Genomic DNA, 23,494 nt, shown 5'->3' on the forward strand with positions numbered 1-23,494 from the left:
GGCCGACCCCGCGCTACACCCCGATGGGGGGGGGGCCCCCCAGGGGGGCCCCCCCGCGCGGCGCGAGGCGGTCGCCCCCGTTACCCGGGGGGTGCCCCCTCTCCGCCGAGAGGGGACACACCGTCACCGGGCCGCGAAGGCGGTCACAGCTCCTTGATGCGGACGTCGCGGTACGAGATGACGTCCGTGGTGCCGTGGACCTGGAGCCCGACATAACCGGTGGCGTACCGCCGGCCGTCCGTGCCCGGGTCACCGGCGCGCTCGGGGTAGAACGACTGCCCGCCCACGTTGTCGAACTCGTTGATCAGCACACCGTTGCGCAGGATGGTGTAGTGCTGGCCCTCCACCCGGATCTCGTAGTCGTTCCAGGTGCCCTTCGGGGTGACGCCCGCGCCGCCCAGCCCCACCCGGTCGAAGCCGTAGACCGACCCGGTCTTGTACAGGTCGCCGTCCGGGCGGTCCAGGATCTGGATCTCGTGCCCGTAGTTGATGGCGACCCACTCGGGGCGGGACTCCTCGGGGTGGTTGTGGACGTTCGGGAAGCGTACGAACACACCGCCGTTGGCGTTGCCGTTGCCCGGGGCGTCGTCGCGGAACTGGAGCTTCAGCGAGAAGTCGCCGTAGGTGCGCTGCGGGAACCACAGCATGCCCATGCCCTCGACGGTGGTGCTGCTGGTGATGGCGCCGTCACCGCTGAGCGCGAACTTGCCACCGCCGACCTGCTCCCACTTGGCCAGGGACTCGGCCGTGCCGTCGAAGAGCGGACGGTATCCCTCGGTCTGCCCGGGGGTGCCGATCTTCGACTGCTTGGCGGCCTTGGTGATCTTCTTGAACTCGCGGTCGTCGATGACGTTGTCGGACAGCAGCTTGTCGAGGACGGTGTCGACGTGCTTGAGGAAGAGGGCCTGCGAGGTCCACTCCTTCTCGTCCTCGATCAGCTCGTTGATCGTGCACCGGTTACGGGTCAGCCGGTTCGGCACTCCCGAGTCGACCGAGCCCACGATGACCGTCAACCGCTCGTCGAACTCCGGGCAGTTGGGCGCCGGAACGCCGCCGCTCTGCGCGACGGTGAACGAGAGCTGCTTGGCCTGCGCGGTGTTGCCCGCCTTGTCGGTCGCCCGGTAGGAGAGCGCGTGGTAGCCGACGCGGTCGACGACGACCGGCGTGGTGTACGCCAGGTAGGGGCCGCTGTCGAGCGAGTACTCGATGCGGTCCACCCCCGACTCGGCGTCGGTCGCCGTGAGCGTCACCTTCGCGCTGGTGATGTAGGCGCCGTTGGAGTTCTTGTCGCCGGTCACCACCGCTCCGGTCACCGGCGGGGTGGTGTCCTTGACCGGCGGGGCCACCACCGTGAAGGACACGGACTTGGCCGCCGCCGCGTTGCCCGCCTTGTCGGTGGCGCGGTAGCGGACCGTGTGGGCGCCGACCTGGTGCACCATCACCGGGGCGGTGTACGGCTGCCAGGCACCGTCCGCGCCGAGCGCGTACTCGATGGTGTTGACGCCCGAACCGGTGTCGGAGGCGGTGACGGTGACCGTGGCCATCGACAGGTAGTTGCCCGCCTCGTCCCGGTCGCCGCTCACGGTCGCCGAGGTCTCCGGCGCGGTGGTGTCGTCGGTCGGCGGGGCCACCACGGTGAACGCGACCGACTTCTCCTCGGCCGCGTTGCCCGCCTTGTCGGTGGCGCGGTACCTGAGGGTGTGCTCGCCGACCTGGTCGACCACCACCGGGGTGGTGTACGGCTGCCACTCCCCGTCCGCGCCGAGCGCGTACTCGGTGGTCGCCACCCCGGATCCGTCGTCGGTCGCCTTCACGGTGACCGTCGCGGAACCGACGTACGCGCCGTCCGCGTTCTGCTGGCCCTCGACCGTGGCCGAGGTGGTGGGAGCGGTGGTGTCGTCACCGCCGCCCGCCTCGGTCACGGTGAGGACGCCGGTCATCGTGCCGTGGCCCGGGATGACGCAGTGGTAGCGGTACTTGCCCGGGGTCAGATTGACCTCGGTGGTGTACTTGCCGCCGTTGGCGTCACCCGGGTTGGCCAGGATGTTCAGCGCCACGTCGTTGTTGTACGCGGAGTCCGACACGTCGAAGGTCAGCGTGTGCGGCATCCCCGTGGTGTTGCCGGTCGCCGTGCTGTTCTCGAAGACGATCGTCGTCGGCCCCGCCGTCGCGGTGGTGGGGAAGGAGAGGTACTTGTCGATGGGGTCGCCCGCGGTCCAGGTGAGGACCTGGGCCGCCGCGGCGCCGGAGCGCGCGGTGTCGTCGCCGGCGTCGTCTGCGGGCCGCCCGTACGCGGCCGTCGAGGTCAGCCCCAGCACCATCAGGAACGCGCCCAGCAGGGCCGTCCACAGCCGCCTCGACCGGTGCGCGCGCGGACGGCGCCCCGGCCGGTGTCTCAACTCGCCTCTCACTGCGCCGCCTTCCGTGCGAGGTCACCGGCGGCCGGGGTCGGCGCGCCGCCCTTGTAGGTCACGCGCCACAGCGCGGACTGGGAGTCCGAGGTGAAGAAGCCGCGCCCGTAGTCCAGGACGTAGAGCGAGCCGTCCGGGGCGAACTTCCAGTCCATCAGGTTGCGGATACCGCCCTGACCGACCGGGATGATCTTCTTCAGGGGCTCGGCGTGCACCGGCAGCCCGCCCTTGCCCACGGTCTTCGGGTCGGTCACCACCGCGTGGCGGGGGCTGTCCGTCGCGTCGTAGAAGTCACCGACGAACCACTTGCCGTCCCAGTACTCCGGCCACTTCGCGTCGCTGGTGCTCTGCGCGTCGTACCGGTAGACCGGGCCGTTCATGGTCGCCTGGCCGCCGCCCTTGAGCCACGGCAGGAGGTACGTGGACTCGGCCGTCTTGTAGCTGGGGACGCCGTTGGCGTCCCGGGGGAAGTCGGGGCCGCCGCCCTGGGGCGAGTACCAGATGGTGTTGCCGGTGACGGGCGGCAGGTTCACCAGGCCGTCGTTGTTGGGCGACTCGTTCTTGGGGGCGGCGCAGTTGTACCACCCCAGCGGCTTGGACGGGTCGGGCAGGTTGCGGTCCCGGTAGGGCTGGTTGTTGCCCATGCAGAACGGCCAGCCGTGGTTCCCCGCCTTGGTGATCGCGGAGAACGTGTCGTACTTCGCCGGACCCCAGGTGGTGCTGGGCGCGCCGGCGTCCGGGCCGACCCAGCCCGCGTACAGGGTGTCGGTCTTCCGGTCGATCGAGATGCGGGACGGGTTGCGTACGCCCATCACGTAGATCTCGCCGCGGGTCTTGCCGCCGCCCTCGGCCTGCTCCTTGCCGGTGAAGAGGTTCCCCTCGGGCAGGGTGTACGTGCCGTCGCTCTCCGGGTGGATCCGCAGGATCTTGCCGTTGAGGTTGTTGGTGTTGCCCGCCGTGCGGCGCGCGTCCGCGAAGGAGACGCCCTTGTACGCGGGCTGCGGGTTGTTGCCGGAGTAACCGTCGCTGAAACCGGAGGAGTTGTTGTCACCGGTCGCGATGTAGAGGTTCCCCTTGGAGTCCCAGGCCATCCCGCCACCGGCGTGGCAGCAACTGTGCACCTGGACCGGCCATTTCAGCAGGACCTTCTCGGAGGCGAGGTCCAGCTTGTTGGTCGCGCTGTCCAGCGTGAAGCGGGAGACGCGGCGCTCGGCGATCTGGGTGTCGCGGTTGAGCTGGGAGTGCGGTGTGTAGTGCAGGTACACCCAGCCGTTGGTCGCGAAGGCGGGGTCCAGCTCGATGCCGAGCAGCCCCTCCTCGACCTTGACCAGCTCGTCGCCGCCGCCCTTGTTGCCGAAGACGGTGAGGGAGCCCGCGAGCGTCACCTTCTTCGTCTTCGGGTCGTAGACGTGGATCTGACCCTGGCCCTTGCCGATCTCCGGGTCGTTCCAGTCGGTGACCACCGGGGCCGCGTTGTCGCCGCCGCCCCGGCCGATGTACAGGACCCGTCCGTCGGGCGTGGTGACCATGCCGTGCGGCTCGCCGATCTGGTCCTGCTGGCCGGCCTGGTTGGGCTGGGTGACGCGCTCCGCCGTGTAGTTGGAGTCGATCGTCGCCTTGCAGTCGGCACGGGAGATCCGCGTCGTCCAGTTGAGGGCGCCGCGCAGATGGTCGCGGAAGTCCGTCTCGGCGTACGACTCGGCCGTACCGCCCATCCCGGTGTAGAACGACCGGCCGCCGGCGTAGTCGCGGCACCAGGAGATCGGGTGGTCGGCGCCGTTGGCCCCGGTGGCCGGCTTGAAGCTGGCCTCCCTGACCCGGGCGACCGTGTGCACCTTGCCGCTGGGGTTGGCCGACCAGTTGAACCACTTGTCGGGCCGCTTCCACTCCAGCGGCAGGTTCTTGGTGGCGGGGTTCAGCCGGTCGCCGATCTCGACCGTCGCGCGCTGGACGGTGCTCGGGGCGCCCGTCGGACGGGCCCCGATCAGCCCGGTGAACCAGTCGGAGTACGGCTCGGTACGGGCCGCCTCGTGGATCCCCAGGAAGCCGCCGCCCGCGTTCATGAACGCTTCGAGCCCCGCTTCCTGCGCGGGATCGAGCACATCGCCACCGCCGGTGAGGAAGACGACGGCGTTGAACTTGCCGAGCTTGGTGGCGTTGGTGAAGACGGAGGGGTCGTCCGTGGCCACGGTCTTGAACCGTTCGGCCGCGGGCCCCGTCAGGCCGAGCGACTCGATGGCCTCGATACCGGCGTTGACGACCGGCGACTCCTCGGTGGCCGAGGCGTGGAAGACGAGCACCCTCACGTTCTCGCCGCCGGGCGGCGACGGGAGGGACAACGTTGTCGCCGCCGGTTCGGGATACGGTCTGGCCGTCGCGGCGTTGGAGCCGAGCATCGACGCCGCCAGGGCGCCGGCCACCAGGGCCGCGGCCACGCCGCGTCTGGATCTCCTCGGCCTCTTCGGACTGGTGGTCAGCGGGAATCTCGACCGGTGATGCGGTGCAGGCTGCATGTGTTCACCCACCCCTCTCTGGTCACAGTCTTCGGACACGGTCTTGCGGGCACAGCAACAGCGCCTGAAACTAGACCTCTTTCGTCGGTACGCCAATAGGTAAGACCGCAATCCCACCAACTTTGTCCTCGGTGTGGATAAACAAAGTTCCCTGGACTACCGTGTGGCCGTCTCCGGGGTCTCATGCGCCCCGCAAACGTACGTACGGCACAGGGGAGTTCACGATGGCCATGGACCGAAGGAGCTTCAACCGACGCCTGCTCGCGGGAGGCGCGGTCGCCGCGACCGGGGCGACCTCCCTGTCGGTCGCCGCCGCATCGGCCCCCGCGGCCACGGCGGCGGACACTCCGCCCAGAACCGCTCCGGCGGGCGGCCAGGTCCGCCGCATCAGCCTGTACGCCGAGAATCTGCCGAACGGCCAGATGGGGTACGGCTTCGAGAAGGGCAAGGCCACCATCCCGGGGCCGCTCATCGAGCTGAACGAGGGCGACACCCTCCACATCGACTTCGAGAACAACTGCGACGTCGACGTCAGCCTCCACCCGCACGGCGTGGACTACGACATCTCCAACGACGGCACCCGGATGAGCCGCAGCCATGTCGAGCCCGGTGGCACCCGTACGTACACCTGGCGCACCCATGTCCCCGGCAAGCGCAAGGACGGCACCTGGCAGCCGGGCAGCGCGGGCTACTGGCACTACCACGACCACGTCGTGGGCACGGACCACGGCACGGGCGGTATCCGCAAGGGCCTGTACGGTCCCGTCGTGGTCCGCAGGAAGGGCGACATCCTGCCGGACAAGCAGTTCACGATCGTCTTCAACGACATGACGATCAACAACAAGCCCGGCGCGGAGAGCCCGAACTTCGAGGCGACGGTGGGCGATCGCGTCGAGGTCATCATGATCACGCACGGCGAGTTCTACCACACGTTCCATATGCACGGGCACCGCTGGGCGGACAACAGGACGGGCCTGCTCACCGGCCCCGACGACCCCAGCCGGGTGATAGACAACAAGATCACAGGACCGGCCGACTCCTTCGGCTTCCAGGTCATCGCGGGCGAACGCGGCGGCGCGGGAGCCTGGATGTACCACTGCCATGTCCAGAGCCATTCCGACATGGGCATGGCCGGCCTGCTGCTGGTCGCCAAGCCGGACGGCACGATCCCCGGCTACGAGCCGCACCACCCCGCCGCCTCCACCGGCAAGAAGGCCGACGGCGCTGCCAAGGCCGACGGCGACGCGAAGGCCGACCACACCGGCCACTGACAGCCGCCCGCGGGCATCGGCGCGCGCCCTCCCGCCCGGGAGGCGAGGAGGTCCCCGGAGAGGGAGACTCGGAAGGAGAGCACGGGACCTCACGAAGGAGCGCGCGCCATGCTCACGTCCCCCTACGCCAACGGCTCCCCGGTCTGGGTCGACCTCGGCACCCCGGACATCGACGGCGCCACCACGTTCTACCGAGGGCTCTTCGGCTGGGAGTTCCACTCCGCGGGCCCCGACACAGGCGGCTACGGCATGTTCCGCCTCGGTGACAGGACCGCCGCGGGCGGTATGCCGATGACCGCCGAGCAGGGCCCGCCGTCCTGGTCGCTGTACTTCCGTACCTCCGACGCCGACGACACCGCCAAATCCGTTCAGGAGAACGGCGGTTCCGTGGTGGTCGGACCCATGGACGTCATGGACCTCGGCAGGATGGCCGTCCTCACCGACCCGGGCGGCGCCGCCTTCTCGGTCTGGCAGCCCGGCACCAACCAGGGCCTGGACGTCGTCGACGAGCCGGGCAGCCTCTGCTGGGCCGAGCTGTACACCGCCGACGAGCCCGCCGCGTACGCCTTCTACCAGGCGGTCTTCGGCTGGGAGTCCTCCGGCATGCCGCTGCCCGACGGGAGCGGCACGTACCGCATGGTCCATCCGGCCGGACAGAGCCCGGACGCGATGTTCGGCGGCTTCGTGACGCTCGACTCGGATCCGAGCGAATCCGGCGGCGCGCCGCACTGGCAGCTGTACTTCGCGGTCACCGAATGCGACGCTACGGTGACGGCGGGCCGAGCGCTCGGCGCGACGGTACGGGTCGAACCGACGGACATCGAGGGCGTCGGACGGTTCGCGAAACTGGCGGATCCCGCCGGGGCGCGGTTCGCGGTCCTCCAGGGCGTGGACCGGGACGGCTGACGGGCAAGGGCAACAGACCCCGCCCGCCAGGTCGTTGACGGTTCGTCCATCATTCGTTTATCGCGGACGGGCAACCTGTGCCCATGCCGATCAACATCACCACCAGTACCACCACGACCGACGAACTCTCCTGGCAGGAGAGCGCGTTGTGCGCCCAGACGGGGCCCGAGTTCTTCTTCCCCGCCCCCGGATCCTCCACCCGTGAGGCCAAGCGGCTCTGCGGCGCCTGCGAAGGGCGGGTGGCCTGCCTCCAGTACGCCCTCAACCACGACGAGCGGTTCGGGGTCTGGGGCGGGCTCTCCGAGAAGGAGCGGCAGAACCTCCGGCGCCGCAGCCGCTGACCGGTCACACCGCGTCGATGCGGAACGCCTCTCCGTACACCTGCCAGCGCAGCGGCAGCCGCAGATCCATGTTGCCCTCGCGCAGGAAGACCCGCTGCGCGGTGTCGATCCGGGAGGAGTCTCGCTGCGCCGCGATGGGCTTGGTCCTGATCACGACCTTGCTCGCGTCGAGGAAGGCGCCGAGGTACGCCTTCTCGTCGCCGCCCTCGGCCGCCGTCCGCGCCTTCTTCATGGCCGCCTGCCGGATGCCGTAGAAGCCCTGCGCGTCGAGCCCCGGGCCGTGCAGGACCATCGCGTCGTAGTAGACGAACTGGCCCAGCGTGCCGAGGCCGTCCATCTTCGCCAGCCGGACGGCCGGGTCGAAGTACAGCGTGTCCCGGGTCCTGTCCTGCGCGGCGCGGAAGTCCGGGGACTTCGCGGCCTCGGCCCAGGCGTCCCGGAAGCCGGGGTCCAGGCCCTCGTGCGAGTCGCCGCCGTCCACCGCGCGCAGCGCCGGGAGGTAGGACGCGAGCGGATTGTCCGGGTGGGACTTCGTGTACGACTCCACGAGTTGCAGCATGTCGTTGGTGCCGGAGCAGAAACCGATGATGCCCGCGGTGTAGCCGTTTCCGTCGCCGAGGTCCTCGATCGCGCCGTACTGGCCGCGCCAGTCGAGCGTGGAGTTCTCCGCGCTGGCCACGAGCCGCGCCGCGATCTCCTTCTGCGCGGGGGCGGCGAGTCCGGCCGGCAGCTTCTCGATGTCCTCCGCCAGTTCCTCCCGCTCCTCCGCGTCGCCCGAGGCGAGGGGGTTGGGGGCGCCGCTCTGTCCGGGGAACTCCGGAGGGTGGTCGGCGAGCACCCCCGAATCGCCGTCGCCGCCGCCGAAGAGAACGACGGCGGCGACGAGGACGGGAGCGCCTATGAGGAAGAGGCGCGTAACAGGCTTCATCCGGCACAGCGTACGGCGCGCGGGCGCGCGGCCCGAACCGTACGCCCCCTTACGTGCCGCGCGCCCTTTCGTCCGCCTGCGCGCGCCCGCTTCCTTCCGTGCGGTCAGCCCGCGGCGCGCGCCGCCATCCGGGCCTTGCGGGCGGCGAGCTTCTCGTCGAACTTGCTCGCCTCGCTGTCCAAGCCGCCCATGTACAGGCCGAGTTCCTCCTGGGCCTTCAGGCCCTCGGGGCCGAGACAGCCTATGTCCATGACCTTCAGGTAGCGCAGCACCGGCTGGAGCACGTCGTCGTGGTGGATGCGCATGTTGTAGATCTCGCCGATGGCCATCTGCGCGGCGGCGCGCTCGAAGCCGGGCATGCCGTGTCCGGGCATCCGGAACTGCACGACCACGTCGCGGACGGCCATCATCGTCAGGTCCGGGGCGATCTCGAAGGCGGCGCCCAGCAGGTTCCGGTAGAAGACCATGTGCAGGTTCTCGTCGGTGGCGATGCGCGCCAGCATCCGGTCGCAGACCGGATCGCCCGACTGGTGGCCGGTGTTGCGGTGCGAGACGCGGGTCGCCAGCTCCTGGAAGGCGACGTACGCGACGGAGTGCAGCATCGAGTGGCGGTTGTCGGACTCGAAGCCCTCCGCCATGTGGGCCATCCGGAACTGCTCCAGCTTGTCCGGGTCGACGGCGCGCGAGGTGAGCAGGTAGTCGCGCATGACGATGCCGTGCCGGCCCTCCTCCGCGGTCCAGCGGTGCACCCAGGTGCCCCAGGCGCCGTCACGGCCGAAGAGGCTGGCGATCTCGTGGTGGTAGCTGGGGAGGTTGTCCTCGGTCAGCAGATTGACCACGAGCGCGATCTTGCCGATGTCGGTGACCTTCGACTGCTCCGGCTCCCACGCCTCGCCGTTCTCGAAGATGCCCGGGAAGTTGCGGCCGTCGGACCAGGGCACGTACTCGTGCGGCATCCAGTCCTTGGCGACTTTGAGATGGCGGTTGAGTTCCTTCTCCACCACCTCTTCCAGCGCGTACAGCAGTCGGGCGTCGGTCCACGCTTCCGAACTGCCGAGGTGGGGAGAGGTGATCGACACGGGTGCTCCAGGGGGACGGGAGATTTACCTACGGGTTCGTAGGTTACGACACCGTAGGTTAAGGCCCGAATAAGTGAGAGGCCAAGCCCGGACCCCGGACCGCCGCACGGCGACCCCGGATCCCACACGTGTCATGAGCCTGTCACATGAGATGAATCCGCAGGTCGTCGCCGGTTTCCCGGCCGTACACGGAACGGCGGACCGGGCTCGGGTCCTCAGACGTACAGTTCGCGCAGCCGTACCGAGAGACAGGTCACGCACCCTTCGAGCTTCTCGAACTCGCTGATGTCCACCGGCACCGGCTCATGGCCGAGGTCCGAGAGCAGCGCGGCGGTCCGTGGCGCGCTCGCCGCGATCAGCAGCTTCCCGCCGTCCAGCAGCACGACGTGCCCGCCCGACTCCTCCGGTACGGAGAGCCGGCGCGGGAAGAGCGACCAGGTGTCCAGCAGTGGCTCGAAACCGATGACGGTGGAGTCGGGCAGTGCCGTCGCCGCGGACTTGAGGTGCAGCACCTTGGTCACGGGTACGGCCACCACACGCGCCCCGAGCGGTTCGAAGGCGGCACGGAGCTGTCGAATCCCCTCCGCGTTCGTCCGGCCGCCCTGGCCCACGTAGACCGTGTCGCCGGTCTTCAGGACGTCGCCGCCGTCGAGGGTGCCCGGCTCCCGGATCCGGTTGACCGAACAGCCCAGCCGGATCAGCTCCTGCTCCACCGCCGCGGTCTCGGCCCGCCGCGAGGGCGCGCCGGGCCGGGAGATCAGCGCGACATTGCGGAACATCACGACGGTGTCCTCCACGAACACCCCGTCCGGGCAGTCGTCGGCCGGGTCCACCTCGACGGTCTCCCAGCCGTGCGCGCGCAGCGTCGCGCCGTACCGTTCCCACTGCTCGACCGCGAGCGCGGTGTCGACCGGGGTCCGTTCCAGATGGGTGACCAGCCCCTCGGCGAGGCGCGGACCCGGCCGTCGGATCAGGGCTTTCCTGCTGGGCACGATCGTCTCTCCTCGTCGTCCGGGGGCGGGGGCCGGCCGGGGTGGTACGCGGCCGGCCCCTCCCGCTCATCATCCCTGTCCGGCCGCCGCCCGTACCTCCTCGGCGTCGGTGTCCCGCAGCGCGCCGTCGAGCAGCAGCCAGCGGGTGATGCCGATCGACTCCAGGAACGGCACGTCGTGGCTGGCCACGATCAGTGCGCCCCGGTAGGACTCCAGCGCCGCGGTGAGCCGGCGCACGGACGCCATGTCCAGGTTGTTCGTCGGCTCGTCGAGCAGCAGCAGCCGGGGCGCCGGCTCCGCGAGCAGCAGCGCGGCGAGCGAGGCACGGAACCGCTCACCGCCCGAGAGGGTCCCGGCCGGCTGGTCGGCCCGCGCGCCCCTGAAGAGGAAACGCGCGAGCCGGGACCTGATCTGCTGGTTGGTCGCCTCGGGGGCGAACCGGGCCACGTTCTGCGCCACGGTGAGCCCGTCGTCCAGGACGTCGAGCCGCTGCGGCAGGAAGCGCAGCGGCACATGGGCCAGCGCCTCGCCGGACTCCGGCGCCAGCTCCCCGGCGATCGTGCGCAGCAGCGTCGTCTTGCCCGCTCCGTTCCGGCCGACCAGCGCGATCCGCTCGGGGCCGTGGATCGCGTACTCGCCGCCGACCTCGGCTCCGTACCGCAGCCGCAGGTCGCGCAGGGTGAGCACGCCGCGTCCCGGGTGGACGACGGTGTGCGGCAGGTCGATACGGACCTCGTCGTCGTCCCGCACCGCCTCCACGGCCTCGTCCAGCCGCTCCTTCGCCTCGGCGAGCCTCTCCGTGTGCAGGATGCGGTGTTTGCCCGCGGACTCCTGGGCCGCCTGCTTGCGCCCGTTCATAATGATCTTTGGCTCGCGCTTCTGGTCCGACATCTTCTGCCCGAATCGCTTGCGCCGGGCCAACTTCACGTTCGCGTCGGCGAGTTCGCGCTTCTGGCGCTGTACGTCGGCCTCCGCGACCCGCACCATCCGGGCGGCGGCCTCCTGTTCCTGGGCGAGCGCCTCCTCGTAGGCGGTGTAGGCGCCGCCGTACCAGCGCACCTCACCCTCCCGCAGATCGGCGATCTGGTCGACGCGCTCCAGGAGTTCACGGTCGTGGCTGACCACCACCAGCACGCCGGACCAGGAGTCGACGGCGTCGTACAGCCGCCGACGGGCGTGCAGATCGAGGTTGTTGGTCGGCTCGTCCAGCAGCAGGACGGCGGGCCGGGCGAGCAGCAGCGCGGCCAGGCCGAGCAGCACGCACTCGCCGCCGGACATCTCGCCGACCGTCCGGTCGAGTCCGAGCCGGCCGAGACCGAGGTGGTCGAGGGTGGCGTGGGCCCGTTCCTCCACGTCCCAGTCGTCACCGACGGCCGTGAAGTGTTCCTCGCTCGCGTCGCCCGCCTCGATGGCGTGCAGCGCGGCGCGGGTCGCGGCGATCCCGAGGGCTTCGTCCACCCGCAGGGCGGTGTCGAGCGTCACGGTCTGGGGGAGGAAGCCGACCTCGCCGGTGATCCTGATCCGGCCCGCGGCCGGGGTGAGTTCACCCGCGATCAGCTTCAACAGGGTGGACTTCCCCGACCCGTTGAGGCCGATGAGTCCGGTCCTCCCGGAGCCGATCGCGAGCTGGAAGTCGTCGAACACCTCGGTCCCGTCGGGCCAGGCGAACGAGAGGGCGGTGCAGGTGACATGGGCGGCGGCGGACATAGACGTCTCCGGTTGCTGCGAGGTTTCAGGGGGCAGGGCAACGGTTGGAGACACCGCGAGCAGGATCGAGGTCCGGGTCGAGGGAACGGCTGGGCAGCCGAGGTCACACACGAGACGGACAGCCGGAAGGAAGCACGGCTGTGCGGCACGGTGTCTCAGGACCTCAGATGCGCAACGGTCCACTCCGATCGACGACAACAGGACCACCGCTCACGTTACGGAGTGGTCCTGCGCCGGTCAAAGGAATTAACGGCGCCGGCGCGAGGCGGCGCGAGGCGGCGCGGGGCGCCGTCAGTGCGCGTCGCGCAGCAGCTCGGTCAGGTCGTGGTCCAGATCGAGATAGAGGTGCTCGCGCCCGGCCGGGACCAGGCCCTGGGAGCGCTCCAGGAAGCGGCGCAGCTCCGAGGTGCGCAGATGGACCATCGCGGTCCCCTCGGGGGCGTGGAACTCCAGGACCGTACGGCCGTAGCCGAAGGGCCGCACCCGCACGTCGCCGACGCCGGCCGCCTCGGTCATCCCCGTCGCCAGCAGCTCGCGGGAGAACTCCCAGGTGACCTCGGTGCCTTCGAGCGTCGCCGGGGGCGGGAACTCCATCCGTACGGCGAACGGATCGGCCCGGTCGTAGCAGAGCGTCGCGGGGACGGTCTCCATCCGGGGAGTGGGCGAGACCAGCCTGGCCTGCACGGCCTGTTCGATGACGGGCGACATGGCCTGCTCCCCTTCGTCGGATCCGGACGGTGCCGGGCTCATCCGTACGGGTCCGGCACGGACGTCGCACCGCTGCGTACGGGAGAGGGACCGGGCGCGGCCCTCCTCCTACAGGGAAAGACGGCGGAGCCGCGCAATACGTGCTCCGAATCGGGAGTGAGCTATGTCACCGTACCGAGATCCGTGTCACACCCCCCCGCCGGGCGGTGACCGGGTGCCCCGTCCGGCGCGGCCGCGCGCCGGACGGCCGCGCCCCGGGGCGCCGCCCGGCCAACTCCGTTCGCTACGCCTGCTCCTGGCGGTAGGGGGCCAGTTCCGGCGCGGTCTTCGTCGCCGTGAACTCGGTGATCCGGTACGTGCAGACGCCGCCGGTCACGAACGGGTCCGTCGCCACCAGTCGCTCGATGGCGGCCCGGTCGTCCCCGGCCGCCAGGATCACCCCGCCGTCGCGCGGGACCTTACGGCCGGAGGCGATGAAGACCCCCGTCCCGTACGACGCGTCGAGCCAGTCGACATGCGCGCCGAGGAGCGGTTCGACGCGGTCGAGGGGGGCGGTGTAGGTCAATTCCAGTACGAACATGATCGCCAGGTTAGCCAGAGCGGGCGCCGCATAGGCTGTCGCCACCATGGAAATGATCAGGACACCCGCCGACGAGGCCGAGGCCCGCGCCGTCCAGGACGAACTGCGCGGGCGTGTCGTGCTCGACGAGGCCGGTCCGCCGCCCGGCACCGGGCTGGTGACCGGCGTGGACGTGGCCTACGACGACGAGCGGGACATCGTCGCCGCCGCGGCCGTCGTCCTCGACGCCGCCACCCTCGCCGTGGTCGACGAGGCCACCGCGGTCGGCCGGGTCGCCTTCCCGTACGTCCCCGGTCTGCTCGCCTTCCGGGAGATCCCGACCGTGCTGGCGGCCCTCGGCGCGCTCACGGCGGGGCCCGGACTGATCGTCTGCGACGGGTACGGCCGGGCCCACCCGCGCCGCTTCGGGCTCGCCTCCCACCTCGGGGTGGTCACCGGACACCCGGTGATCGGCGTGGCGAAGAACCCCTTCACCTTTACGTACGCGCGGCCCGGCCCCCGGCGCGGCGACTCCTCGCCCCTCCTCGCCGACGACGGCGAGGAGGTCGGCCGCGCCCTGCGCACCCGGGCGGGCGTGAAGCCGGTGTTCGTCTCGGTCGGCCACCGCGTCGACCTCGCCACCGCCTGCGCGCACACCCTGCGACTGGCCCCCGACTACCGGCTCCCGGAGACCACCCGGCGGGCCGACGCGCTCTGCCGCGAGGCCCTGCGCGAGGCGCTCGCGCGGGGCGCCGCCGGCGGTACGGACGATCCGAAAATCTGATCAGGCGTACAAATGCTTTTGGGGGACAGGCTCCGATCATGACCAACAGCCGAGCCGCGCTCAGCACGGCCCACCACCACGCCCTCGCCCCTGTCTCCGCCGCTTCTCCGGCCTTCTCCCCGGCCCGCGAGCGCGGCAGGTCGGCCGTGCTGCTGGTGGCCACCGTCGCCGGGGTGATCTGGCTCGGCTCGATGATCTACACCATCGCCGACTGGGCGACCGGCCTGTAGCCGTACGCACGCCCCGGCCGGGACCGGCGCCTCGGCCGTACGCACGCCCCGGCCGGGACCGGCGCCTCGGGCGCGCCCTTTGGCCGGGACCCGTGCCGCGGACGGCGCCCTCCGGCCGGGACCCGTGCCGCGGGCGCGCCCTCCGGCCGGGAGGGCGCCGTCCGCGCCCCCGGCTTGGCCGGACACCCCGTCCACGGCATAGGCTCGGTACCGGGCTAAGCGCTTGCTCTGCCCTGTTCCGCGCGGCCCCGCGCCGGGCGGAGCACGTTCTCGGCATCACCGGGTGTCTCCGCGGTGGTGCCCCAGCGCTGGGGGCCGGATGACAGGGACGACGAACGGGCCGCTGACCGGGGTACGCGTGGTCGAGCTGGCCGGGATCGGGCCCGGCCCCTTCGCCGCGATGACGCTCGCCGACCTCGGCGCCGATGTCGTACGGATCGACCGTCCGGGCGGCGCCGGACTCGGTATCGACCCGGCGTACGACCTCACCAACCGCAACAAGCGCTCCGTGCTCATCGACCTCAAGGTCCCGGAGGGCGCCGCCCGCGTCCTCGATCTGGTCGAGCGCGCCGACATCCTCGTCGAGGGGTACCGCCCCGGCGTCGCCGAGCGGCTGGGCATCGGCCCGCGGGAGTGCCTCGACCGCAACCCCCGGCTGGTGTACGGCCGCATGACCGGCTGGGGCCAGGAGGGACCGCTCGCGGACCGGGCGGGGCACGACATCGGCTACATCGCCGTCACCGGAGCCCTCTCCATGATCGGCAAGGCCGAGGAGCCGCCCGCGCTCCCCGCCAACCTGCTCGGGGACTACGCGGGCGGCGCGCTCTACCTGGTCATCGGGGTGCTCGCGGCGCTCCAGCACGCCCGTACCCCGGACGGGACAGGGCAGGTCGTGGACGCGGCGATCGTGGACGGCACCGCCCATCTCACGACCATGATCCACGCCATGATGGGCGCGGGCGGCTGGCAGGACCGGCGCGGCGCCAACCTGCTGGACGGCGGCAGCCCCTTCTACGGCTCGTACGAGACCTCCGACGGCGCCTACATGGCGGTCGGCGCGCTGGAGAAGCGCTTCTACGACGAGTTCGTCGAACTGCTCGGGCTGGCCGGCGAGATCCCCGACCGCAGGGACTTCGCGCGCTGGGACGAGCTGCGGGACGCCGTGGCCGCCCGGTTCAGGACCCGGACCCGCCAGGAGTGGACCGACGTCTTCGCGGACTCCGACGCCTGTGTGGCCCCCGTACTCACGCTGCGCGAGGCGCCCGACCACCCCCATCTCGCGGCCCGTGGCACCTTCACCGACCACGCGGGGCTCCGCCAGCCCGCACCGGCGCCCCGTTTCTCCGCCACCCCCGGGTCGGTGCGCCGCCCGCCCGCACGGCCGGGGGCGGACACCGCCGAGATCGCCCGCGACTGGGACCTGCCCGACCTGCCCGACCGACCGGAAGGGCCCGGCGCCCCGGCCTGATCCGCCACGACACGACACGACACCCGACACAGCGCACCACGACACGACACCCGACACGCACGACACATACGACACATACGACACACGCGACACGACCCGGACCGGCCCGCCGGGCGGGCCCCGCTCCTCGAACTCTCCGTAACGGAAGGCAGCCGTCGTGAGTACCGAAGCGTTCGTCTACGAAGCGATCCGCACCCCGCGCGGTCGCGGCAAGGCCAACGGGGCCCTGCACGGCACCAAACCCATCGACCTCGTCGTCGGGCTCATCCACGAACTGCGCCGCCGGCTGCCCGGACTCGACCCGGCCGCCGTCGACGACATCGTGCTCGGCGTGGTGAGCCCGCTCGGCGACCAGGGCTCGGACATCGCCCGGATCGCGGCCCTCGCCGCAGGACTGCCCGACACCGTCGCCGGAGTGCAGGAGAACCGCTTCTGCGCCTCCGGTCTCGAAGCCGTCAACCTGGCCGCCGCCAAGATCCGCTCCGGCTGGGAGGACCTGGTCCTCGCGGGCGGCGTCGAATCGATGTCCCGCGTGCCGATGGGCTCCGACGGCGGCGCCTGGGCCATGGACCCGATGACCAGCTACGCCGGCGGTTTCGTGCCCCAGGGCATCGGCGCGGACCTGATCGCCACCCTCGGCGGCTACAGCAGGCACGACGTGGACGAGTTCGCCGTACGTTCCCAGGAACTGGCCGCCGAGGCGTGGAAGGACGGCCGCTTCGCCCGTTCCGTCGTCCCCGTACGCGACCGCAACGGGCTCACCGTCCTCGACCGGGACGAGCACCCGCGCCCCGGCACCACCGTCGACTCGCTCGCCGGGCTCAAGCCGTCCTTCGCGGGCATCGGCGAGCAGGGCGGCTTCGACGCCGTCGCGCTCCAGAAGTACCACTGGGTCGAGGAGATCGACCACGTCCACCACGCGGGCAACTCCTCGGGCATCGTGGACGGCGCGGCCCTCGTCGCCATCGGCTCGCGGGAGACGGGGGAGCGGTACGGGCTCACACCGCGCGCCCGGATCGTCTCCGCGGCCGTCTGCGGATCCGAGCCGACCATCATGCTCACCGGGCCGGCCCCCGCCACCCGCAAGGCGCTCGCCAAGGCCCGACTGACCATCGACGACATCGACCTGGTCGAGATCAACGAGGCTTTCGCCGCCGTCGTCCTGCGCTTCGTCGACGAGATGGGGATCCCGCTGGACAAGGTCAACGTCAACGGCGGCGCCATCGCGCTCGGCCATCCCCTCGGCGCCACCGGCGCGATGATCCTCGGCACCCTCGTCGACGAACTGGAGCGCAGGGACCAGCGGTACGGCCTCGCCACGCTCTGCGTCGGCGGGGGCATGGGTGTCGCCACCGTCATCGAGCGTCTCTGACCGGCCGTCGTCCCTTCTCTCCCGCTACGGAGCAGCAGCATGAGCGAGCCCACCACCGCCGCACCGCACACCACCTCCGACCCCGCCGCCCCCTCACCCGCAGGCCCGCCCGCCGGCCCGCCCGCGCCGGGCGTCATCCGCTGGGAGCGCGACGCGACCGGCGTCGTCACCCTCGTCCTGGACGACCCCGGGCAGTCCGCGAACACCATGAACCAGGCGTTCCGGGACTCCGTCACCGCCGTCGCCGACCGTGCCGAGGCCGAGCGGGACACCATCCGCGGCATCATCGTCACCTCCGCCAAGAAGACGTTCTTCGCGGGCGGCGACCTCAAGGACATGATCGGGCTGGGCCCCGCCGACGCCCGGCGGGTCTTCGACAGCTCCATGGCCGTCAAGGACGCCCTGCGCCGGATCGAGGCGCTGGGCAAACCGGTCGTCGCCGCCCTCAACGGCGCGGCGCTGGGCGGCGGTTACGAGATCGCGCTCGCCTGTCACCACCGCATCGCCCTCGACGCCCCGGGCTCCCGGATCGGGCTGCCCGAGGTCACCCTCGGGCTGCTGCCCGGGAGCGGCGGGGTCACCCGTACCGTACGGCTGATGGGCCTCGCCGACGCCCTGCTCAAGGTGCTCCTCCAGGGCACCCGGTACACACCCCGGCGCGCCCTGGAGAACGGCCTGGTCCACGAAGTCGCCGCCACCGCCGAGGAGATGCTGGCCAGGGCGCACGCCTTCATCGACGCGCACCCCGACTCCCACCAGCCCTGGGACGTCAAGGGGTACCGGATCCCCGGCGGTACGCCCTCCACCCCCGGGCTCGCCGCCCAACTCCCCGCTTTCCCCGCCACCTTGAAGAAGCAGCTCGCGGGCGCGCCCTACCCGGCGCCGCGCAACATCCTCGCCGCCGCCGTCGAGGGCACGCAGGTCGACTTCGCGACCGCGCAGACGGTCGAGGCGCGCTACTTCACCGAGCTGGTCACCGGGCAGACCGCCAAGAACATGATCCAGGCGTTCTTCTTCGACCTCCAGGCCGTCAACTCCGGGGCGAGCAGGCCCCAGGGCGTCGCGCCGCGCGAGGTCCGCAGGGTCGCCGTGGTCGGCGCCGGGATGATGGGCGCGGGCATCGCCCACTCCTGCGCGCGTGCGGGGCTCGACGTCGTCCTCAAGGACGTCTCGGAGGAGGCAGCCGCCCGGGGCAAGGCGTACACGGAGAAGCTGCTCGACAAGGCGCTCGCCCGGGGCCGTACCACCGAGGCCGACCGCGACGCGCTGCTCGCCCGGATCACCCCCACCGCCGATCCGGCGCGGCTGGCCGGCTGCGACGCCGTGATCGAGGCGGTGTTCGAGGACACGGCGCTCAAGCACCGGGTGTTCCAGGAGATCCAGGGGATCGTCGCCCCCGACGCGCTGCTCTGCTCCAACACCTCCACCCTGCCCATCACCGGACTCGCCGAGGGCGTGGCGCGCCCGGCCGACTTCGTCGGACTGCACTTCTTCTCACCGGCCGACAGGATGCCGCTGGTCGAGATCGTCCGGGGGGAGCGGACCGGGGACGAGACACTGGCCCGCGCCTTCGACCTGGTGCGCCGGATCAGGAAGACCCCGATCGTCGTCAACGACGCACGGGGCTTCTTCACCTCCCGGGTCATCGGCAGCTTCCTCGACGAAGGCGTCGCGATGATCGGCGAGGGGCTGGAGCCCGCCTCCGTCGAACAGGCCGCCGCGCAGACGGGCTACCCGGCCAAGGTGCTCGCGCTCATGGACGAGTTGACGCTCACGCTGGGCCGCCGGATCCGCGCGGAGACCCGGCGCGCGGTCGAGGAGAGCGGGGGCCGCTGGACCGCACATCCCGCGGAAGAGGTCGTCGACCGGATGGTGGACGAGTTCGGGCGGCCGGGACGCGCGGGCGGCGCGGGCTTCTACGAGTACGGCGCGAACGGCGAACGCCTGCGTCTCTGGCCGGGGCTGCGGGAGCACTTCGGCACGGGCGACACGGATGTCCCGCTGCGCGACATGGGGGAGCGGATGCTCTTCGCGGAGGCGCTGGAGGCGGTCCGCTGTGTGGACGAGAACGTCGTCACCTCGGTCGCCGACGCCAACATCGGCTCCCTGCTGGGCATCGGCTTCCCCGGCTGGACCGGGGGCGTGCTCCAGTACGTCAACGGCTACGAGGGCGGCCTGCCCGGCTTCGTGGCACGCGCGCGGGAACTGGCGGATCTGTACGGGGAGCGGTTCACGCCACCGGCGTCGCTGGTCGCGAAGGCGGAGCAGGGCGGGACGTACAGCGACACCCACAGCGACAACCACACCGACACCCACAGCGCCACGTACAGCGGGACGTAGAGACGCGCGGCGGCGCGGGGGCCCGGCGGCCGGGCCGGGCCGTGCGGCCGCGCGGTGTCACGCCTCGGCGGTCAGATAGGCGAGGACCATGTCGCCCAGCATCGTGCGGTAGTGCTCGCGCCGGTCCGGGGCGGTCAGGTCACGGCCGAACAGGGTGCCGAAGGTGTGCCGGTTGGCGACCCGGAAGAAGCAGAACGAGCTGATCATCGCGTGCAGGTCGAGGGCGTCGACATCGGCGGTGAAGACGCCCTCGGCCCGGCCCTCCTCCAGGATGCGGCGGATCACGTCGATGGCGGGGGAGTTGAGCGAGCCGAGCGTGGCCGAGGCCTTGATGTGCTCGGCCTCGTGGATGTTCTCGATGCTGACCAGCCGGATGAAGTCCGGATGCGCCTCGTGGTGGTCGAAGGTGACCTCGGCGAGCCGTCTGATCGCGGACCGCGGGTCGAGGTGTTCCACGTCGATGTCCTGCTCGATGGCGCGGATCACCCCGTACGCCCGCTCCAGGACGGTGGTGAAGAGCCGTTCCTTGCTGCCGAAGTAGTAGTAGATCATCCGCTTGGTGGTGTGGATGTGCGCGGCGATCTCGTCCACCCGGGCGCCCGCGAAACCGACCCGGGCGAACTCCCGCGTCGCCGCGTCGAGGATCTCCTCACGGGTCCGTGCCGCGTCCCGGGTCCGTGTGACGGGCGGGGTCGGCGGGGGGACGGCGGCTGCCATACGGCTCCTCGTGGCGTCGGGCCCGCGGCGGGCACGGTGCGCCCCAGTCTATCGAGACGCCCGCGCGACACCCGGGCCCGCACCTGCCCCGCCCGGTGGGCCCTACCCGGTGGGCCCTACCCGGCCGGTCCTACCCGGCGGGCGCCTCGACGAGGTCGGCGAGATCGTCGAGCATTCTCTCCGTGTGCGGCTCCCGCCCCGTGAAGAGCCGGAAGGCGTCCGCCGCCTGGAAGACGGCCATGGCGCCGCCGTCCAGGGTCGGGCAGCCCATCTCCCGGGCCAGCCGCAGCAGTTCGGTGTCGAGCGGCCGGTAGACGACCTCCGCCACCCACAGTCCGGGACGGAGCAGTCCGGCGGGCAGCGGCAGCCCCGGGTGTCCGGCCATGCCGGTGGGCGTGGCGTGGACCAGACCGTCGGCGTCGTCGAGGCGTGTCGCGAGCCAGGGCATCGCGACGGCGCTCGCCCGCCCGGCGCCGAAGCGGCGGTTCAGCGCCTCGGCCAGCGCGGTGGCCCGTAGCGGGTCGGTGTCCGCCAGCGCGAGCCGGTCCACGCCGAGGGTGAGCAGCGCGTGCGCGACGGCGGCGCCCGCCCCGCCCGCCCCGAGCTGCACGACCCGCCGGGTGGCGACGCCGGGCAGGCCCCGGGCGAAGGACCGGGCGAATCCGGTGACGTCCGTGTTGTGACCGGTCGCCCGGCCGTCCCGCAGGACCACGGTGTTGACCGCGCCGAGCGCCGCCGCCACCGGATCCACCTCGTCCAGGTGCTCGATCACCAACTGCTTGCAGGGATGGGTGATGTTGAGCCCGTCGAAGCCCAGCATCCGCGCCGCCCGCACCAGTTCACCGACCGCCTCGGGACGCACCCCCAACGCGTCGATGTCGAGGGTGCGGTAGAGCAGGCGCAGCCCGTGCCGGTCCGCCTCCCGTTCGTGCAGCGCGGGGCTGAGCGAGGGGCCGATGCCCGCGCCGATCAGCCCGGTGAGATACGAGGTACCGGTCACCGGGCGGCCTCCACCAGGCGCGCCAGGTGCGCGAGGCCCAGCGCGTACCCGTGCGCCCCCGCCCCGCAGATCACCGTGTCGGCGACGGCCGAGACGTACGAGTGGTGCCGGAACGCCTCGCGCCGGTGGATGTTGGACAGATGCACCTCCACCACCGGGAGGTCCACGGCGGCGAGGGCGTCGCGCAGCGCCACCGAGGTGTGGCTGTAGCCGGCCGGGTTGATCACGATCCCGCGGTGCGCGGTGCGCGCCTCCTGCACGGCGTCGATCAGCACGCCCTCGTGGTTGCTCTGCCGGAAGTCGACCCGCAGGCCGTGTCCGGCCGCGGTGGTACGGCACAGCGCCTCGATGTCGGCGAGGGTGTCCGTGCCGTACACCGCGGGCTCCCGCAGACCGAGCAGATTGAGGTTGGGGCCGTTGAGGACGAGTACGGAGGGCTGCTGGGCCAGGTCGGACGGGTTCGGCATCGTGGTTCTTTCTTTCGGTGGGGGGTGGGAAGGCGGGCGGGAGAGGGCGGGCTCAGACCGGCGTGGTGGCCCGGGGGCGCTCCGGGGCCGCCGTCCGCCGGTCGCCGAGTTCCGCGGTGGGCACCTTGAACGTCTCCCGGCCGGTCAGGACGGCGAGCGAGCTGAGGGCGCAGAAGACGGCCGTGAAGATCGCGACCCCGGCCCAGTTGTCCCCGTCGGGGCCCGCGATCCGCGCCGCGAAGCTGACGGCGAACCCGGCCACGGCGAAGCCGATCTGCGTACCGATCGCCATGCCCGAGAGCCGGACCCGGGTGGAGAACATCTCCCCGTACAGGGAGGGCCAGATGCCGTTGGCCGCGCTGTAGACCACACCGAAGAACGCTATGCCGGCGAGGAGCACCAGCGGGTAGGAGCCGGTGGAGATCGCCCACAGATAGACGAAGATCATCACGCCGGAGCCGAGCGAACCGATGAGGAAGACGGGCTTGCGGCCGATCCGGTCGGAGAGCCTCGCCCAGAGCGGGATGGCGAGCAGGGCCACGCCGTTGGCGGCGACACCGACCCAGAGCATGGCCGTCTTGTCCATGCCGACGGCGTCGCTGGTGGCGTACGACAGCGCCCAGACGGTGAAGATGGTGGAGACGGTCGCGATCGTCGCCGCGGCGACGACCCGCACCACATCCGCCCAGTGGTGGCGCAGCAGATGGACCAGCGGGAGTTCGGCCGGTGCGCCGGCGGCGGACTCCCGCTGGAAGACCGGGGTCTCCTCCAGATTGCGCCGGATGAGGTAGCCGGCCACCGCGACGAAGGCGCTGAGCAGGAACGGGATCCGCCAGCCCCAGGTGTAGAGCTGGTCGTCGGGGAGCGCGGCGACCGGGATGAAGATCAGGGTGGCGAGGATCTGACCGGCCTGGGTCCCGTTCAGTGTGAAGCTGGAGTAGTAGCCGCGCCGGTCCTCCGGCGCGTGTTCCAGCGTCATCGAGCTGGCGCCGGCCTGCTCGCCCGCGGCCGAGATCCCCTGGAGCATGCGCATCAGCACCAGCAGGACGGGCGCCGCCGCCCCGATCTGGTCGTACGTGGGCAGACACCCGATGAGGAACGTGGAGACGCCCATCAGGATCAGCGTCAGGACCATGACCCGGCGCCGGCCCAGCCGGTCCCCGATGTGTCCGAGGAACAGCGCGCCGAGCGGCCGGGTCGCGTACGCCACGCCGAAGGTGCCGAGCGAGATCAGTGTGGCGGTCGCGGGATGGTCGGGGTTGAAGAAGACCTTGGGGAAGATCAGGGCCGCGGCGCTGCCGTAGATGAAGAAGTCGTAGTACTCCAGCGCGCTGCCGATCCAGGCGGCCACGGCCGCCTTGCGGGGTTTGCCCCGCGGGGTGGGGGACGGTGTCGGGGCGTCGGGCGTGTGAGCGGACACGCGTGCTCCTCTGGAGTGGGGAGGGGATCCGGGCGGAGGGGGTGACGGCGGGGACGGGGGATGGCTGCGGGGCGGGAGACGACAGTGGGGGTGGAGGTCGCCGCTAATTAACGCACTGGGTAGTTAATTACGTTGTGGAGGATCCTGGGACCGGTGTCCGTCACTGTCAAGACATCACGCGGAAACTTCCGGACCCCGGCCCGTTGGCCCCGGCCCCCGGCCCCTGTCCGGGGGGCGGGAACGGGGCCGGCCCCCCCGCGCCGCCCGGGCGCGGGGGGGGC

The 23,494-nt window shown here is 71.5% G+C and carries 20 protein-coding genes; 8 read left to right on the forward strand and 12 right to left on the reverse strand.

The annotated features are described in order from the left end of the window. Positions 1 to 143: 143 nt before the first annotated feature. A complete protein-coding gene (locus ACFXPK_RS27825; RefSeq protein ID WP_385079761.1) occupies positions 144 to 2,321 on the reverse strand; it encodes an OmpL47-type beta-barrel domain-containing protein in 2,178 nt (725 codons plus the stop codon). A gap of 86 nt (positions 2,322 to 2,407) precedes the next feature. Continuing rightward, positions 2,408 to 4,924 (reverse strand): ThuA domain-containing protein, encoded by a 2,517-nt coding sequence (locus ACFXPK_RS27830; protein WP_385001272.1) that lies wholly within the window; start codon positions 4,922 to 4,924, stop codon positions 2,408 to 2,410. Positions 4,925 to 5,154: 230 nt separating this feature from the next. Here ACFXPK_RS27830 and ACFXPK_RS27835 point away from each other — a divergent pair, with 230 nt between their 5' ends. The 3 genes from ACFXPK_RS27835 (at position 5,155) to ACFXPK_RS27845 (ending at position 7,442) form a co-directional block, all read left to right on the forward strand. Further along, positions 5,155 to 6,195 carry a multicopper oxidase domain-containing protein gene (locus tag ACFXPK_RS27835; RefSeq protein ID WP_385001302.1) on the forward strand — a complete coding sequence of 347 codons (1,041 nt, stop codon included), beginning with the start codon at positions 5,155 to 5,157 and terminating at the stop codon, positions 6,193 to 6,195. A gap of 108 nt (positions 6,196 to 6,303) precedes the next feature. Then, on the forward strand, positions 6,304 to 7,101 hold the full coding sequence (locus tag ACFXPK_RS27840) for a VOC family protein (RefSeq protein ID WP_385079729.1): 798 nt from the start codon (positions 6,304 to 6,306) through the stop codon (positions 7,099 to 7,101). An 83-nt stretch (positions 7,102 to 7,184) separates the two neighbouring features. Next, positions 7,185 to 7,442, forward strand: coding sequence for a WhiB family transcriptional regulator (locus ACFXPK_RS27845; protein ID WP_385001278.1), 258 nt, complete (start codon positions 7,185 to 7,187; stop codon positions 7,440 to 7,442). Between the two features lie 4 nt (positions 7,443 to 7,446). On the opposite strand, the gene ACFXPK_RS27850 is transcribed toward ACFXPK_RS27845, so the two are convergent. The 6 genes from ACFXPK_RS27850 to ACFXPK_RS27875 all read right to left on the reverse strand — a co-directional run bounded on the left by ACFXPK_RS27850 (position 7,447) and on the right by ACFXPK_RS27875 (position 13,436). Beyond that, on the reverse strand, positions 7,447 to 8,370 hold the full coding sequence (locus tag ACFXPK_RS27850; RefSeq protein ID WP_385079731.1) for a chitosanase: 924 nt from the start codon (positions 8,368 to 8,370) through the stop codon (positions 7,447 to 7,449). A gap of 104 nt (positions 8,371 to 8,474) precedes the next feature. After that, the gene (locus tag ACFXPK_RS27855; RefSeq protein WP_385079734.1) at positions 8,475 to 9,449 is read right to left on the reverse strand and encodes an acyl-ACP desaturase; all 975 of its coding nucleotides are present in this window, start codon (positions 9,447 to 9,449) and stop codon (positions 8,475 to 8,477) included. 215 nt (positions 9,450 to 9,664) lie between these two features. After that, the gene (ddaH, locus tag ACFXPK_RS27860) at positions 9,665 to 10,441 is read right to left on the reverse strand and encodes a dimethylargininase (protein WP_385079736.1); all 777 of its coding nucleotides are present in this window, start codon (positions 10,439 to 10,441) and stop codon (positions 9,665 to 9,667) included. Between the two features lie 69 nt (positions 10,442 to 10,510). Further along, entirely contained in the window at positions 10,511 to 12,148 is a 1,638-nt protein-coding gene (locus ACFXPK_RS27865; protein WP_385079739.1) for an ABC-F family ATP-binding cassette domain-containing protein, read from the reverse strand. Between the two features lie 291 nt (positions 12,149 to 12,439). Further along, a complete protein-coding gene (locus ACFXPK_RS27870) occupies positions 12,440 to 12,856 on the reverse strand; it encodes an SsgA family sporulation/cell division regulator (protein ID WP_385001293.1) in 417 nt (138 codons plus the stop codon). Positions 12,857 to 13,139: 283 nt separating this feature from the next. After that, positions 13,140 to 13,436 carry a YciI family protein gene (locus ACFXPK_RS27875; protein WP_385079742.1) on the reverse strand — a complete coding sequence of 99 codons (297 nt, stop codon included), beginning with the start codon at positions 13,434 to 13,436 and terminating at the stop codon, positions 13,140 to 13,142. A gap of 46 nt (positions 13,437 to 13,482) precedes the next feature. Here ACFXPK_RS27875 and ACFXPK_RS27880 point away from each other — a divergent pair, with 46 nt between their 5' ends. From ACFXPK_RS27880 to ACFXPK_RS27900, 5 genes are all read left to right on the forward strand, one after another. Continuing rightward, entirely contained in the window at positions 13,483 to 14,199 is a 717-nt protein-coding gene (locus ACFXPK_RS27880; RefSeq protein WP_385079745.1) for an endonuclease V, read from the forward strand. A gap of 38 nt (positions 14,200 to 14,237) precedes the next feature. After that, complete coding sequence (mmpA, locus tag ACFXPK_RS27885; RefSeq protein WP_385079747.1) at positions 14,238 to 14,429, forward strand: morphogenic membrane protein MmpA; 192 nt, start codon at positions 14,238 to 14,240, stop codon at positions 14,427 to 14,429. A 319-nt stretch (positions 14,430 to 14,748) separates the two neighbouring features. Then, complete coding sequence (locus ACFXPK_RS27890) at positions 14,749 to 15,897, forward strand: CaiB/BaiF CoA transferase family protein (RefSeq protein WP_385079750.1); 1,149 nt, start codon at positions 14,749 to 14,751, stop codon at positions 15,895 to 15,897. 157 nt (positions 15,898 to 16,054) lie between these two features. Then, the gene (locus tag ACFXPK_RS27895) at positions 16,055 to 17,269 is read left to right on the forward strand and encodes an acetyl-CoA C-acetyltransferase (RefSeq protein WP_385079753.1); all 1,215 of its coding nucleotides are present in this window, start codon (positions 16,055 to 16,057) and stop codon (positions 17,267 to 17,269) included. 39 nt (positions 17,270 to 17,308) lie between these two features. Further along, on the forward strand, positions 17,309 to 19,609 hold the full coding sequence (locus ACFXPK_RS27900) for a 3-hydroxyacyl-CoA dehydrogenase NAD-binding domain-containing protein (protein WP_385079755.1): 2,301 nt from the start codon (positions 17,309 to 17,311) through the stop codon (positions 19,607 to 19,609). Between the two features lie 57 nt (positions 19,610 to 19,666). Here the strand turns inward: ACFXPK_RS27900 and ACFXPK_RS27905 are convergent, their stop codons facing one another. From ACFXPK_RS27905 to ACFXPK_RS27920, 4 genes are all read right to left on the reverse strand, one after another. Further along, entirely contained in the window at positions 19,667 to 20,326 is a 660-nt protein-coding gene (locus ACFXPK_RS27905; protein ID WP_385005527.1) for a TetR/AcrR family transcriptional regulator, read from the reverse strand. A gap of 130 nt (positions 20,327 to 20,456) precedes the next feature. Continuing rightward, the gene (locus ACFXPK_RS27910; protein WP_385005529.1) at positions 20,457 to 21,326 is read right to left on the reverse strand and encodes a shikimate dehydrogenase; all 870 of its coding nucleotides are present in this window, start codon (positions 21,324 to 21,326) and stop codon (positions 20,457 to 20,459) included. Continuing rightward, the gene (aroQ, locus tag ACFXPK_RS27915; RefSeq protein WP_385005531.1) at positions 21,323 to 21,793 is read right to left on the reverse strand and encodes a type II 3-dehydroquinate dehydratase; all 471 of its coding nucleotides are present in this window, start codon (positions 21,791 to 21,793) and stop codon (positions 21,323 to 21,325) included. The genes ACFXPK_RS27910 and aroQ overlap by 4 nt, the downstream gene beginning before the upstream one ends. Positions 21,794 to 21,845: 52 nt before the next feature. Further along, entirely contained in the window at positions 21,846 to 23,213 is a 1,368-nt protein-coding gene (locus ACFXPK_RS27920; protein WP_385079758.1) for an MFS transporter, read from the reverse strand. Between the last annotated feature and the right edge of the window lie 281 nt (positions 23,214 to 23,494).

Origin of the sequence: Streptomyces sp. NPDC059142, from assembly GCF_042755665.1 — a bacterium.
GTDB lineage: Bacteria > Actinomycetota > Actinomycetes > Streptomycetales > Streptomycetaceae > Streptomyces.